This is a genomic window from Hymenobacter monticola, from assembly GCF_022811645.1.
In the GTDB taxonomy this organism is placed as follows: Bacteria; Bacteroidota; Bacteroidia; order Cytophagales; family Hymenobacteraceae; genus Hymenobacter; species Hymenobacter monticola.
Genome location: NZ_CP094534.1, coordinates 484,099 through 497,013, shown reverse-complemented (window position 1 = coordinate 497,013; position 12,915 = coordinate 484,099). Strand labels below are relative to the sequence as shown.

The 12,915-nt window shown below is 57.3% G+C and carries 23 protein-coding genes; 22 read left to right on the top strand and 1 reads right to left on the bottom strand.

Going from position 1 to position 12,915, the window contains the following annotated elements; genetic code table 11:
- Positions 1-8 precede the first annotated feature (8 nt).
- From rplD to MTP16_RS02200, 14 genes are all read left to right on the top strand, one after another.
- Positions 9-647: a 50S ribosomal protein L4 gene (rplD, locus tag MTP16_RS02265; protein ID WP_243515605.1), complete on the top strand. Its 639-nt coding sequence runs from the start codon at positions 9-11 to the stop codon at positions 645-647.
- Complete coding sequence (rplW, locus tag MTP16_RS02260) at positions 647-934, top strand: 50S ribosomal protein L23 (RefSeq protein WP_243515601.1); 288 nt, start codon at positions 647-649, stop codon at positions 932-934. The genes rplD and rplW overlap by 1 nt, the downstream gene beginning before the upstream one ends.
- A 42-nt stretch (positions 935-976) precedes the next feature.
- Positions 977-1,804: a 50S ribosomal protein L2 gene (gene rplB / locus MTP16_RS02255; RefSeq protein WP_243515596.1), complete on the top strand. Its 828-nt coding sequence runs from the start codon at positions 977-979 to the stop codon at positions 1,802-1,804.
- A 3-nt stretch (positions 1,805-1,807) separates the two neighbouring features.
- On the top strand, positions 1,808-2,086 hold the full coding sequence (gene rpsS / locus MTP16_RS02250) for a 30S ribosomal protein S19 (protein WP_190925685.1): 279 nt from the start codon (positions 1,808-1,810) through the stop codon (positions 2,084-2,086).
- A gap of 1 nt (position 2,087) precedes the next feature.
- Entirely contained in the window at positions 2,088-2,534 is a 447-nt protein-coding gene (gene rplV / locus MTP16_RS02245) for a 50S ribosomal protein L22 (RefSeq protein ID WP_243515593.1), read from the top strand.
- A gap of 6 nt (positions 2,535-2,540) precedes the next feature.
- Positions 2,541-3,425: a 30S ribosomal protein S3 gene (rpsC, locus tag MTP16_RS02240; protein ID WP_196286019.1), complete on the top strand. Its 885-nt coding sequence runs from the start codon at positions 2,541-2,543 to the stop codon at positions 3,423-3,425.
- A 107-nt stretch (positions 3,426-3,532) separates the two neighbouring features.
- Complete coding sequence (gene rplP, locus MTP16_RS02235) at positions 3,533-3,958, top strand: 50S ribosomal protein L16 (protein WP_196286020.1); 426 nt, start codon at positions 3,533-3,535, stop codon at positions 3,956-3,958.
- Positions 3,959-3,963: 5 nt separating this feature from the next.
- A complete protein-coding gene (rpmC, locus tag MTP16_RS02230) occupies positions 3,964-4,179 on the top strand; it encodes a 50S ribosomal protein L29 (RefSeq protein ID WP_198067457.1) in 216 nt (71 codons plus the stop codon).
- Positions 4,180-4,182: 3 nt separating this feature from the next.
- Positions 4,183-4,479, top strand: a complete 297-nt coding sequence (rpsQ, locus tag MTP16_RS02225; RefSeq protein WP_196286022.1) for a 30S ribosomal protein S17 — start codon at positions 4,183-4,185, stop codon at positions 4,477-4,479.
- Positions 4,480-4,488: 9 nt separating this feature from the next.
- Positions 4,489-4,857, top strand: a complete 369-nt coding sequence (gene rplN / locus MTP16_RS02220) for a 50S ribosomal protein L14 (RefSeq protein WP_198067458.1) — start codon at positions 4,489-4,491, stop codon at positions 4,855-4,857.
- 3 nt (positions 4,858-4,860) lie between these two features.
- Positions 4,861-5,121, top strand: coding sequence for a 50S ribosomal protein L24 (gene rplX / locus MTP16_RS02215; protein ID WP_196286024.1), 261 nt, complete (start codon positions 4,861-4,863; stop codon positions 5,119-5,121).
- A 12-nt stretch (positions 5,122-5,133) separates the two neighbouring features.
- A complete protein-coding gene (rplE, locus tag MTP16_RS02210) occupies positions 5,134-5,688 on the top strand; it encodes a 50S ribosomal protein L5 (protein ID WP_196291012.1) in 555 nt (184 codons plus the stop codon).
- 12 nt (positions 5,689-5,700) lie between these two features.
- Positions 5,701-5,970: a 30S ribosomal protein S14 gene (gene rpsN, locus MTP16_RS02205; protein ID WP_035567891.1), complete on the top strand. Its 270-nt coding sequence runs from the start codon at positions 5,701-5,703 to the stop codon at positions 5,968-5,970.
- A gap of 132 nt (positions 5,971-6,102) precedes the next feature.
- Positions 6,103-6,597, top strand: coding sequence for a HEAT repeat domain-containing protein (locus MTP16_RS02200; RefSeq protein ID WP_243515591.1), 495 nt, complete (start codon positions 6,103-6,105; stop codon positions 6,595-6,597).
- 333 nt (positions 6,598-6,930) lie between these two features.
- Here the strand turns inward: MTP16_RS02200 and MTP16_RS02195 are convergent, their stop codons facing one another.
- Positions 6,931-7,659 carry a hypothetical protein gene (locus MTP16_RS02195; protein ID WP_243515590.1) on the bottom strand — a complete coding sequence of 243 codons (729 nt, stop codon included), beginning with the start codon at positions 7,657-7,659 and terminating at the stop codon, positions 6,931-6,933.
- Between the two features lie 198 nt (positions 7,660-7,857).
- On the opposite strand from MTP16_RS02195, the gene MTP16_RS02190 reads away from it, so the two are divergent.
- From MTP16_RS02190 to secY, 8 genes are all read left to right on the top strand, one after another.
- Entirely contained in the window at positions 7,858-8,715 is an 858-nt protein-coding gene (locus tag MTP16_RS02190) for an NAD(P)-dependent oxidoreductase (protein ID WP_243515588.1), read from the top strand.
- A gap of 284 nt (positions 8,716-8,999) precedes the next feature.
- Positions 9,000-9,398: a 30S ribosomal protein S8 gene (gene rpsH / locus MTP16_RS02185; protein ID WP_068191741.1), complete on the top strand. Its 399-nt coding sequence runs from the start codon at positions 9,000-9,002 to the stop codon at positions 9,396-9,398.
- A gap of 27 nt (positions 9,399-9,425) precedes the next feature.
- Positions 9,426-9,980: a 50S ribosomal protein L6 gene (rplF, locus tag MTP16_RS02180; RefSeq protein ID WP_243515586.1), complete on the top strand. Its 555-nt coding sequence runs from the start codon at positions 9,426-9,428 to the stop codon at positions 9,978-9,980.
- A 9-nt stretch (positions 9,981-9,989) separates the two neighbouring features.
- The gene (gene rplR, locus MTP16_RS02175) at positions 9,990-10,340 is read left to right on the top strand and encodes a 50S ribosomal protein L18 (RefSeq protein WP_243515584.1); all 351 of its coding nucleotides are present in this window, start codon (positions 9,990-9,992) and stop codon (positions 10,338-10,340) included.
- A 93-nt stretch (positions 10,341-10,433) separates the two neighbouring features.
- Positions 10,434-10,925: a 30S ribosomal protein S5 gene (gene rpsE / locus MTP16_RS02170; protein ID WP_243519949.1), complete on the top strand. Its 492-nt coding sequence runs from the start codon at positions 10,434-10,436 to the stop codon at positions 10,923-10,925.
- Positions 10,926-10,931: 6 nt separating this feature from the next.
- Positions 10,932-11,111 (top strand): 50S ribosomal protein L30, encoded by a 180-nt coding sequence (rpmD, locus tag MTP16_RS02165; RefSeq protein WP_196286030.1) that lies wholly within the window; start codon positions 10,932-10,934, stop codon positions 11,109-11,111.
- Between the two features lie 15 nt (positions 11,112-11,126).
- Positions 11,127-11,579 (top strand): 50S ribosomal protein L15, encoded by a 453-nt coding sequence (rplO, locus tag MTP16_RS02160; RefSeq protein WP_243515582.1) that lies wholly within the window; start codon positions 11,127-11,129, stop codon positions 11,577-11,579.
- A 15-nt stretch (positions 11,580-11,594) separates the two neighbouring features.
- Positions 11,595-12,914, top strand: a complete 1,320-nt coding sequence (gene secY / locus MTP16_RS02155) for a preprotein translocase subunit SecY (protein WP_196286032.1) — start codon at positions 11,595-11,597, stop codon at positions 12,912-12,914.
- The last annotated feature ends 1 nt before the right edge of the window (position 12,915 follow it).

Sequence of the window (12,915 nt, the reverse complement as noted above, 5' to 3'; positions counted from 1 at the left end):
CTAGTACGATGGAACTCGCAGTATATAACATCAAAGGCGAAGACACCGGCCGCAAGGTGACCCTGTCTGACGCCATCTTCGGCCTCGAAGTAAACGAGCACGTGATGTACCTGGACGTGAAGCAGTACTTGGCCAACCAGCGCCAGGGTACGCACAAGTCCAAGCAGCGCGCTGAAATCAACCGTACCACCAAGAAGCTGAAGAAGCAAAAGGGTACGGGCGGCGCCCGCGCCGGCAGCATGAAATCGGGCGTATTCGTAGGCGGTGGCCGCATTTTCGGTCCCCAGCCCCGCGACTACGGTTTCAAGCTCAACAAGAAGACCAAGCGTGTAGCCCGCCTCTCGGCTCTGTCGAGCTTGGCGAAAGACGGCAAGATTTCCCTCGTAGAAACCATCTCGCTGAACGCTCCCCGCACCAAGGATTTCGTTGCCATCCTCGACGGCCTCAAGCTGAACAATGGCAAAAAGACCATGCTGGTTACCGGTGAGGTAAACAAGAATGTTATCCTCAGCGCCCGCAACCTAGAGAAAGTAAAGGTGTCGACGCCCATCGGCCTCAACACCCACGACCTGCTCAACACGGATACCTTGTTGATTTCGGAAGACGGCATGGCTTCATTGGTTCAACTCTATAGCACCGCCGAATAATGAGCACGCTGAAACGCCCCATCGTGACCGAAAAGGCCACCGGCCTCAACGAAAAAGGTCGCTACACTTTTGAAGTGGAGCGCACCGCCAATAAAGTGCAAATCAAAAAGGACATCGAAGCCCTGTACGGCGTGACGGTGACCGAAATCAACACGATGCGCACCATTGGCAAAATGAAAACCCGTGGCACCAAAGGCGGTCAGGTGACCGGCCGTCGGGCCCACGGTAAGAAAGCCATCGTGACCGTGAAAGAAGGCGACGTTATCGACTTCTACGGCAACCTGTAGGCCTCTTCAATTTTTCCGCCGCAAAAGCACAACTAGCTAGTAATGGCACTTAAAAAACTCAGACCAACAACCCCAGGGCAGCGCTTCCGCGTTGCGCCGGCGTTCGACGAGATTACTGCGTCGACCCCGGAGAAGTCGCTCTTGACTTCCCTCAACAAAACGGGTGGCCGGAACTCTTCCGGTAAAATGTCCAACCGCTACATCGGCGGTGGTCATAAAACCCAGTACCGCATCGTGGACTTCAAGCGCGACAAAGCCGGCGTGCCGGCTGTCGTGAAGACCATCGAGTACGACCCCAACCGCACCGCGCGTATCGCCCTGCTCAACTATGCTGACGGCGAGAAGCGTTACATCATCGCGCCCGCCGGCATGCAGGTAGGCACGACGATTGTGTCGGGCCCCGGCGTAGCTCCCGAAGTGGGCAACACCTTGCCGCTGCGCGAGATTCCCCTCGGTACCATCCTCCACAACATCGAGCTTCAGCCCGGCCAGGGCGCGGCAATGGCTCGCTCGGCCGGCACCTACGCTCAAATCGTAGCCCGCGAAGACCGTTACGCCACGCTGAAATTGCCTTCCGGTGAGATGCGCATGGTCCTCGTGACCTGCATGGCCACGGTTGGTACCGTTTCGAACGGCGACCACATGAACACCCGCATGGGCAAAGCCGGCCGCAACCGTTGGGCCGGTCGTCGTCCCCGCGTTCGTGGTGTGGTAATGAACCCCGTTGACCACCCCATGGGTGGTGGCGAAGGCAAGTCGTCGGGTGGTCACCCGCGTAGCCGCAACGGCATTCTGGCTAAAGGTCAGAAGACCCGCAACAAGAACAAGTATTCGGAGAACCTCATTGTGAGCCGCAAAGGCAAGAAGTAATAGATGGCACGTTCACTAAAAAAAGGGCCGTACATTGATTTCCGGCTGGAAAAGAAAGTCACGGCACTCGATACGGCTGGTAAGAAATCGGTGGTGAAGACCTGGTCGCGCCGCTCGATGATTTCCCCGGATTTCGTTGGCCACACGTTCGCTGTTCACAACGGCAATAAGTTCATCCCGGTGTATGTGACCGAGAACATGGTAGGGCACAAGCTGGGCGAATTCGCCCCGACGCGCAACTTCCGCGGTCACATCGCCAAAAAAGATAAAGGCAAGCGCTAAGATGGAAGCAGTAGCAAAACTCCGCAATGTGCCGACCTCGCCTCGCAAGATGCGTTTGGTGGCCGACCTCGTGCGCGGCAAGAAAGTGACCCAGGCCCTCGGCCTGTTGCGCTTCGAAGCCAACATCGGCGCCGAGAAGATTGAGAAACTGCTCCTGTCGGCCCTGGCCAACTGGCAGCAGCACAACGAAGAAGAGCGGATTGAGGACGCAAACCTCTACATCAGCGAAATCTTCGTGGACGAAGGACGCCAGCTGAAGCGCCTGCGCCCCGCCCCCCAGGGCCGTGGCCACCGCATCCGCAAGCGCAGCAACCACGTGACGCTGAAAATCGACACGAAAATTGAGAAGGCTGGCTCGAAAGCCGCTCGTGCTCAAGCTGAGAAAACTACCGAGCACGCTAAGCAAGTTGGCACTACCGAAAACCCCAAGGCCGACGCCAAATCCTAATTTAGTATGGGACAGAAAGTAAATCCAACTGGCTTCCGCCTCGGCGTTATCAAAGGCTGGGACTCTAACTGGTACGGCGGCAAGGACTTCGCCGAGAAACTGGTGGAGGACGAGAAAATCCGCAAGTACATCAACGCACGCATTCAGAAAGGCGGCATCAGCCGCATTGTGATTGAGCGCACCCTGAAGCGCATCACCATCACCATCAACACGGCTCGTCCGGGTGTGGTGATTGGCAAAGGCGGCCAGGAAGTAGACAAGATTAAGGACGAGCTGAAGCAAATCACCAGCAAGGACGTTCAAATCAACATCTTCGAAATCAAGCGTCCGGAGTTGGATGCCAAGCTGGTAGGCGAGAGCATCGCCCAGCAGTTGGCCGCTCGTATCTCCTTCCGTCGCGCCATGAAGATGTCGATTCAGGCTGCCATGCGTGTTGGTGCCGAAGGCATCAAGATTCAGTGCGGTGGCCGTCTCGGCGGTGCTGAAATCGCCCGTTCGGAGCAGTACAAAGAAGGTCGTACGCCGCTGCACACGCTGCGCGCTGATATCGACTACGCTTTGTCGGAAGCTCAGACCGTGTATGGCAAAATCGGCATCAAGGTGTGGGTGATGCGCGGTGAGGTGTTCGGCAAGCCCGACCTCTCGCCGAACCAGCAGCTCACCAACCCCGGTGGTGGCGAAGGTGGCGGTGGTCGTCGTGACGACCGCGGCCCCCGCGGCGAGCGTCGCGAAGGCGACCGTGGCCCCCGTCGTGACGGTGGTGCCGGTGGCCGTGGCGGCAACGACCGTGGCCCCCGCGGTGGTGCTGGCGACAACGCCGGTCCCCGTCGCAACGGCCCCGCCCAAGGTGGTGGTGCCGCCGGCGGTGCTGGCCGTGGCCCGCGTCGCTAGAACAAAGTTCAGTTATTTCGCTTCGTTTGCCGCTTCAGGTGAACGAAGCGAAATATTTGGCTGTTCGCCCCTCTCTTTTAAGAACACTCTTTTTACAATAAACTAAAATGTTACAACCGAAAAGGACCAAGTATCGCAAGATGCAAAAGGGTCGCGTAACAGGCTTGGCCTACCGCGGCAGCTCCATAGACTTCGGTTCGTTCGCTATCAAGTCGCTGGAAGTGTCTTGGATTACGGCTCGCCAAATTGAGGCTGCCCGTATCGCCATGACCCGCGCCATGAAACGCGAAGGGCAAGTATGGATTCGCATTTTCCCCGACAAGCCGATTACCAAGAAGCCCGCTGAGGTGCGCATGGGTAAGGGTAAAGGCTCGCCCGAGTATTGGGTAGCCTGCGTGAAGCCCGGCCAAATCATGTTCGAGTCGGACGGGGTTTCGCTGGAAGTAGCCAAGGAGTCGCTCCGTCTGGCTGCCCAGAAACTGCCGGTGAAAACTTCTTTCGTGGTTCGCCGCGACTACACTGAAGCCGCCTAATTCCGATGAAGAACAAGACCGACCTCAAAGGCCTTTCGGCTGACCAGCTGAAAGAGCAAATTAAAGCCGAGCAGACCACGGGTCAGCAGCTGCGTTTCGCTCACGCGATTTCGCCCCTCGAAAACCCCGCCCGCCTGAAGGCCAACCGTAAGACTGTCGCCCGCCTGCTCACCGAGCAGAACCGTCGCAAAAGCGAGCAGTCCACTAACTCCGCTCAATAACCGATGGCAACCGACGTAACAACCCAAGACCAAGCCGTAGCTGAAGACTCGCGCAACATGCGCAAGGAAATCACCGGCACGGTAACGAGCTCGAAGATGGACAAATCCATCACCGTGGCTGTGGTGCAAAAGCAGAAGCACCCCAAGTACGGCAAGTTCGTGACCAAAACCACGAAATTCCACGCCCACGACGAGAAAAACGAGTGCGGCGAAGGCGACACGGTGCGCATCATGAGCACCCGTCCGCTGAGCAAGACCAAGCGGTGGCGCTTGGTTGAAATTGTTGAACGCGCTAAATAATTCAGTCCGATGATACAGCAAGAATCCCGCCTGACGGTGGCCGACAACAGCGGCGCCAAGGAAGTCCTCTGCATCCGCGTTCTGGGTGGCACGGGCAAGAAATACGCCAGCGTTGGCGACAAGATTGTGGTGGCCATTAAGTCGGCTATCCCTTCGGGCAACGCCAAGAAAGGCACCGTGAGCAAGGCCGTGGTGGTGCGTGTGAAGAAGGAAGTGCGCCGCAAAGACGGTTCGTACATCCGCTTCGACGACAACGCCGCCGTGTTGCTCAATAACAACGACGAGCCCCGCGGCACGCGCATCTTCGGCCCCGTGGCCCGCGAGCTGCGTGAGCGCCAGTTCATGAAAATCGTATCCCTAGCCCCCGAAGTAATCTAAACCATGGCTATCAAGAAAGCAGACCCCGTGCAACTGCACGTGAAGTCGGGCGATACCGTGAAGGTGATTGCCGGCGACGAGAAGGGCAAAACCGGCGTGATTAAGTCGGTGAACCGGGTAACCCAGCGCGTGGTGGTGGAAGGTCTCAACCTGATGACCAAGCACAACAAGCCGAGCGCAAAGTCGCCCCAGGGCGGCATCACCAAAATCGAAGGCTCGATTCACGTTTCCAACGTGAAGAAAGTTGATTCGGCCAACGCTTAATCCGCACCTATCATGGCACGACTCAAGGATATTTATCAGAAAGACGTAGTACCGGCGCTCCAGGAGAAATTCCAGTTCAAGAGCATCATGCAGGTACCGCGCATCACCAAAATCTGCATCAACCGCGGCATTGGCGCGGCGGTAGCCGATAAGAAATTGGTGGATAACGGCGTGGAAGAGCTCACGACCATCACCGGTCAGAAAGCCGTTCCGACCATCGCCAAGCGTTCGGTGTCGAACTTTAAGCTCCGCGAAGGCATGCCCATCGGTGCAAAAGTGACCCTGCGCGGCGAACGCATGTACGAGTTCATGGACCGTCTGCTGACGGTGGCCCTGCCCCGCGTACGTGACTTCAAGGGCATCAACGACAAAGGTTTCGACGGCCGTGGCAACTATACGCTCGGCGTGAAGGAGCAAATCATCTTCCCCGAAATCTCGATTGACAAAATCAAAGGCATCTCGGGCATGGACATCACGTTCGTGACCACGGCCGAGAACGACGAGCAGAGCTACGAGCTGCTCAAGGCGTTCGGCATGCCTTTCGCCAACGCTAAAAAAGACGCTTAATCTTCCGAACTCATGGCTAAAGAATCCATCAAAGCACGGGAGCGCAAGCGCATTGCCACCGTGGCCCGCTACGCTGAGAAGCGTAAGGCGCTGAAAGCTGCCGGCGACTACGAAGGTCTCGACAAGCTGCCCAAAAACGCGTCGCCCGTGCGCCTGCACAACCGCGACATGATTGACGGCCGCCCCCGCGGCTACATGCGCAAGTTTGGCATCAGCCGCGTGCGTTTCCGCGAAATGGCCCTCGCCGGCAAAATCCCCGGCGTGACCAAGTCGAGCTGGTAGTATCAGCACGATTATAGAAGAAAGAATAGGCGTCTCTACTTCGGTAGGGACGCCTATTTTCGTTTCACAAGACTACTAGAGTAATTTCTAACTGGAAAACAGAATACGGCAATGGATTTAACGACTCTTAAAATGGATTTTCTATCATCGGATTGGACCATTGCTCAGCCTGCTCTAGATAAGCTAGTAAGCATTGGCGGGGACGAAGTATTTGAATTTCTCATTTCCTTTCTTCCCGGGACTAATACTACGTTGCGAAATCGCGCGTCCATTGCTCTGCACGATTTAAAAGATAGCCGTGCTGTGAAGCCCCTGATGCAGGCAATTACCAAAAAGGAAAATGAAAACTATCGGGGTACAATGGTATATGCCCTAGAAAATTTGAACTGTTCTCACCTACTAGTTGAAATGTTTGACTTGCTATTTTACGGAAATGCCGAAGTCAAAATGGGAGCAATGAGCATATTAGATGAACAGATATTCGAGTTCGATTCGGATGACCTACATACTATTCAAGCCAAATGGAATGACGTGCAACAACATCCTGAGCTATGCCCTGAGTATACTGAACACAAAGAGGATATTCAGCATACAGTTGATGGTTTTGTTGCCTATTTAGCGGATTAAGGATTATGTCGCCGTTCCCAAATCTTCGGCGTCCGGCTGGTTGTGGGACCTTTTCAGCCGAACCGTTGGCCGGAAACTACCAATGCGTTTGGCACCAAGGTTAGGGAGCCACTCCTATTTCCTTAGCTGCTGGGGCGGCGGGGGGTGGGGGAGGGGCGAACAGCTGCCGTTGCCCAAAAACCGTCCAACGGGCCATCCTAGAAAAAGCTAGTGCCGAGCTGGCTTTCCAACGCGGCACTACAGAAAAATGTGAAGGCCCGTTGGACGTCCAACGGGCCTTCACATTTTTTTTGTCGGTCTGTCGGACGTCCGACAGACCACTAGGGAAAAAGCCTAGGGCTTCGTTGGAATGCTGCCGGAGGAGAGGGCGGCGGCTTCGGGCTGGTTGTGGGGCAGCATGGAGAAATCGAAGTAGGTGGCGGCGCGCTCGGGCGTTTTGTAGTAGTGAGCCAGCAAGGCAGTGTAGGCGCCGAAGAGCTCCACGAGCAGGTCGGTTTCGTCGGCGTCGAGGTCGGTGCTGGCGGCTTTTACCTGCTTCTTGCGGGCGGCTTGCGCGTCGCGGGCGTCGGTGTATTGCTCGGCCAGGGGATGAGCGGTTTTGAGCAGGTCGGCACCGCCGGGCACGTCGGCCTTGTGCTCGGTCAGGGTTTTCACGAAGCGGGCGAAGGCCGTGCCCATGCCCTTGCGCGAGGCCGACGAAAACTCGGTGCGCCCGGCCGGGAAGAATTCCTTGAACAGCGCCGGGTTGTCTTCTTCCAGCGCGGCGAAGTTGCGCTTGTAGGCCCGCTTCATGAACTGCTGAACCAGGTCGAAGACGGTATCGGCCATAAGGGTTTGGGAGCCGCGCCCAGCGCTGGCCCCGGCCGAGGTGGTGAGGCCGGCGTCGAAGCCCTCGTAAAGCGGCCGGAGGCGGTCGAGCTGAGTTTTGAACAGCGGGCCGTCCTGCTCCAGGGCCTGGATGGTGTAGCGGGCAACCGCTTTCAGGTTCTGCCGCGACACCACGAGGTAGAGAAACCAGTTGCGAAACTTGGTGCTGAAAAGCTTGGTGGGTTTTTTAGCCATGCGAAATAGGGTAGATAAACCGCGGGCGACGTTGCCCGGAGGCACACCATAAGCATAAAAGCGCAACAATGGAGCCCCTTTCTGAATGGCTGTTCAGGGCGCCATTTGCAGCAAACGCGTGCTTGTGGTACCCGCGCCGCAAGGTTTGCCGTTGAAGCCTCTGGCATCGCCATTCACCCCATCCATTTTTACTTACACATGCAACCCACCACAACCACCGGCTGGATTGGCCTCGGCAACATGGGCACGCCCATGGCGCGCCGCCTGCTCGCCGCTGGCCTCCCTCTCACCGCCTACAACCGCGGCCCCGCCAAAGCCGAAGCCCTGCGCGCCGAAGGGGCCACAGTCGCGCCCACCCCCGCCGCCGTGCTCGATGCCGCACAAGTCATCTTCATCATGGTATCGGATGACCAAGCCATCCGGGAACTGTTCACCGGCGAGCACGGCCTGCTACAATCCGGCGCCATCGGCAAGCTCATCGTCAACATGAGCACCGTCTCGCCCGGCGTCAGTCAGGATGTAGCTGCGCTTAGCCGCACCCACGGCCACGAGTACCTCGATGCGCCGGTATCCGGCAGCGTGAAGCAAGCCGAAACTGGCCAACTCGCTATCATGGTGGGAGGGGAGGAAGCAGCCTTCCGGCAAGCCGAACCCTTGTTCGCCCACCTCGGCAAGCTCGCCCTGCGCGTGGGCCCCACCGGCGCCGGCAACACCGCCAAGCTGGCCATGAACACCCTGCTCGGCTTCCAGGCCCAGGGCTTGGCCGAAGCCGTCCTCTTCGCTCAGCAGCACGGGCTGGAAACGGCCGACTTGCTCAATCTCATCAAAAGCAGCGCCCTTGCCAGCGTCTTCATCAACCTCAAGGGCGAGGCCATTCTCAATGAGAATTACCAAGCCGCCTTCGCTCTTAAGCTACTTGCCAAAGACCTGCGCCTAGCCAAAGCCGAGGGCTCGAATACCCCGCTGGCCAATGTAGCCCATCAGACCTTTCAGGAAGCTGAAGCCACGCACGGCGACGAAGACGTGATTGCCATTCTCAAGCATTTGCAGCAGTAATAGCGACGCTGCGGATTTGGCGGTTTTGGGGTAGCGGCTGTGCTGTGTCCAAGAATAATTCTGTCAGGCACTTGCAAAAGCCCTTGGAAGCCTGCTACCTTTGCACTCCCAAACCCGAGGCGTGCCTCAAAAATATTTGGCAGGTTGCCGAAAGAAACCATTGGCCGGACCGTCGCCGGACGTGCCAAGTAGTCTTAACCCGAAATTTCGCTGGGCGCCATTGGCAGCCGGGCGAAATTTTCTTATCTTTGCGCTCCGAAAAAAGCGGACGTATTTAATTATCAATGAACACTGACCCCATTGCCGACTACCTGACCCGGGTGCGCAACGCCATCAAGGCGAACCACCGGGTGGTAGAAATCCCGGCCAGCAACATCAAAAAGGAAATCACGAAAGTGCTGTACCACAAAGGGTACATCCAGTCGTACCGTTTTGATGATTCGTCGGTTCAGGGCACCATCAAAATCGCCCTGAAGTACAACCCCACCACGAAGGCCCCCGCCATCACCAAGCTGCAGCGCGTTTCGACGCCCGGCTTGCGTCAGTACGTGGCCGCCGACAACCTGCCCCGCGTCCTCAGCGGCCTGGGCGTCGCCATCATCTCGACTTCGAAAGGCGTGATGACCGAGAAAGAGTGCAAAACCGAGAACGTGGGCGGCGAGGTGCTGTGCTACGTGTACTAGTCCGGAACCGCTTTAGCAAATTCAATTATGTCACGTATTGGTAAACTGCCGATTGCCGTCCCCGCCGGGGTCGCCATCTCGGTCGACAAAGACAACACGGTGACGGTGAAAGGCCCCAAGGGCACGCTGACCACCCCGGTGGACCGCGACATCGCCGTTGCTATCGAAGACGGTACCCTCACCGTAACCCGTCCCACCGAGCAGAAGCGCCACAAGGCCATGCACGGCCTCTACCGCTCGCTCATCAACAACATGGTAACCGGTGTGAGCACCGGCTTCACCAAGCAGCTTGAACTGGTAGGCGTAGGCTACAAAGCCACCGCTACCGGCAGCACGCTGGAGCTGGCCCTCGGTTACTCGCACAACGTGTACTTGGCCCTGCCGAAAGAAGTAGCCGCCACGGCCGTTACTGAAAAAGGCAAAAACCCCATCGTGACCCTGACCAGCATCGATAACCAGCTGCTTGGCCAAGTGGCCGCCAAAATCCGTTCGCTGCGCAAAGTGGAGCCCTACAAAGGCAAAGGTGTGCGCTTCGTGGGTGAAGTTATCCGTCGCAAAGCTGGTAAAACGGCTTCTAAATAAATTCGCATCATGGCATTTGATAAAGCAACTCGCCGCAAGCGGATTCAGCGCATCATCCGCACGAAAGTGTCCGGCACCTCGGAGCGTCCGCGCCTGTCGGTGTTCCGCAGCAACACGGGCATCTACGCCCAGATTATCGACGACACGGCTGGCCGCACGCTGGCTGCCGCTTCCTCGAAAAAAGTAACCGCCGAAGGTGGTAACGGTGTGGCCCTGGCCGCTGCCGTTGGCCGGCAAATCGCCGAAGTAGCCAAGGAGAAAGGCATCACGAAAGTGGTGTTCGACCGCTCGGGCTACCTCTACCACGGTCGCGTAAAATCATTGGCTGAAGGTGCCCGCGAAGGCGGCCTCAATTTCTAAACTATCATGGCGCAAGAACGCGACAACAACAACCGGGGCGGGGGCGACCGTCAGCGCAGCAACGACCGCGACCGGAACAAGGACAACTCCCGCATGGGCGCTGATTCCGACTTCAAAGAAAAAGTAGTAGCCATCAACCGCGTAGCGAAGGTGGTGAAAGGCGGTCGCCGCTTCAGCTTCTCTGCCATCGTGGTAGTGGGCGACGGCAACGGCAACGTGGGCTACGGCCTCGGCAAAGCCAACGAAGTGACCGACGCCATTGCCAAAGGCATTGACGACGCCAAGAAGAACGTGGTGAAAGTACCGATGTACAAGCACACCGTTCCCCACCTCATGGAAGGCCGCTACGGCGGTGGTTTCGTGCTGGTGCAGCCCGCTGCCGCTGGTACGGGCGTAATCGCCGGCGGTGCCATGCGCGCCGTGTTCGAGAGCGCCGGCATCAAGGACGTGCTGGCGAAGTCGAAAGGCTCGTCGAACCCTCACAACGTGGTAAAAGCTACGTTTGCTGCCCTCGCCAAAATGCGCGACCCGCTGCAAATCGCTCAAGCCCGTGGTATCTCTTTGGCCCGCGTTTTTAACGGTTAATTGAACATGGCACAAATTCAAGTAAAGCTCGTGCGCAGCGCCATCGACCGCCCCGAGCGTCAGAAGCGCATCGTTCAGTCCCTGGGCCTGAACAAACTCAACAGCACCGCGCAGCACGACGTGAACCCGTCCATCATGGGCATGGTGAACAGCGTGAAACACCTGCTCGAAGTAACCGAACTGTAAGACTCGTAATTCGTCATGCTTAATCTCAGCAATCTCCAACCCGCCGTCGGCTCTACCAAGGGCAAGAAAATCATCGGCCGGGGCGAAGGCTCGACCCGCGGTGGCACGTCGACCCGTGGTCACAAAGGTGCCAAGTCGCGTTCGGGCTACAAGCGCAAGTCCGGCTTCGAAGGTGGACAGATGCCCCTCCAGCGCCGCGTGCCTAAGTTCGGCTTCAAGAGCCTGAACCGCGTCGAGTACAAAGCCATCAACCTCGATGCTTTGACCTCGCTGCTCGACAAAGACGCTTCGGCCACGACCATGGATGCCGCTTACTTCGTGGCAAACGGTCTGGTGTCGAAAAACGCCAAAATCAAAGTTCTCGGCCGCGGCGAAATCGCCAAGGCTGTAGAAGTTCATGCTCACGCGTTCTCGAAGTCGGCTGTTGAAGCCATCGAGAAGGCCGGCGGCAAAGCGGTAACGCTCTAATAGCTACCTTCGGCAATGAATAAGTTTATCGAGTCGATAAAAAACATTTTTGCGATTGAGGATTTGCGTACGCGAATCCTCAATACGCTTTTCTTCATTGCCATCTATCGCCTAGGCGTTTACGTGGTGTTGCCGGGCGTTGACCCCACGCAACTCAAGACCGGCGCCCAAGGCTTGTTTGGCATTCTGGATACGCTGCTTGGCGGCGCATTCAGCCACGCGTCCATCTTCGCGCTGGGCATTATGCCGTACATCTCGGCGTCGATTGTGTTGCAGCTGCTCACCATCGCCGTGCCCTACTTCCAAAAACTCCAGAAGGAAGGCGAGTCGGGACGTAAGAAAATCAATCAGTACACCCGGATTCTCACAATTCCGATTGTGCTGGCCCAATCGGTTGGCTTCATCGCCACGATTAACGCCGAAGCCATCATCAACCCCGGCACGTTCTTCACCGTCTCGACCATGATTATCATCACGGCCGGCACGTTGTTCTGCATGTGGCTGGGCGAGAAAATCACGGACAAAGGCATCGGCAACGGTATCTCCATGATTATCATGATTGGTATCGTGTCGCGTCTCCCCGGTGCCATCATCGGCGAAGCCGCTGCCAAAGGCGTGAACAAGTCCCTCATCTTCCTGCTGGAAATGGTGGTGCTGTTCCTCGTGGTAATGGCGGTTATCGTACTCACGCAAGCGGTTCGCCGCATCGCGGTACAGTACGCTAAGCAAGTGGGTGGCACTACGCAGCTGGATGCCCAGCGTCAGTTCATCCCCCTTAAGGTGAATGCGGCTGGCGTAATGCCCATCATCTTCGCTCAGTCGTTGATGTTCGTGCCCGCCATTGTGGCGTCGGTATGGCAAAACCAGAGTGATACCGCCAGCTACATCGGCGTGAAGTTTTCGGACTACACCTCGTGGCAGTACAACCTGACTTTCGGCCTGCTGATTATCATCTTCACCTACTTCTACACGGCCATCAGCGTTAACCCTAACCAGATTGCCGATGACCTGAAGCGGAGCGGTGGTTTCGTACCCGGCGTGAAGCCTGGCCGCGATACCTCGGAATACATCGATGAAATCCTGACGCGCATCACCCTGCCGGGTGCCGTGGCACTGGCCCTCATCGCCATCTTCCCCGCACTGGCTTTGTTGCTGGGCGTAACACGTCCGTTCTCGGCTTTCTATGGCGGCACGTCGCTCATCATCATGGTGGGTGTAGTGCTCGACACGGTGAACCAGGTGCAGAGCTACTTGTTGATGCAGCACTACGACGGCATGATGAAATCGGGTAAGCTGCGCGGTCGCACGGCCCAGCCCATTTCCATTGCCTCGTAAT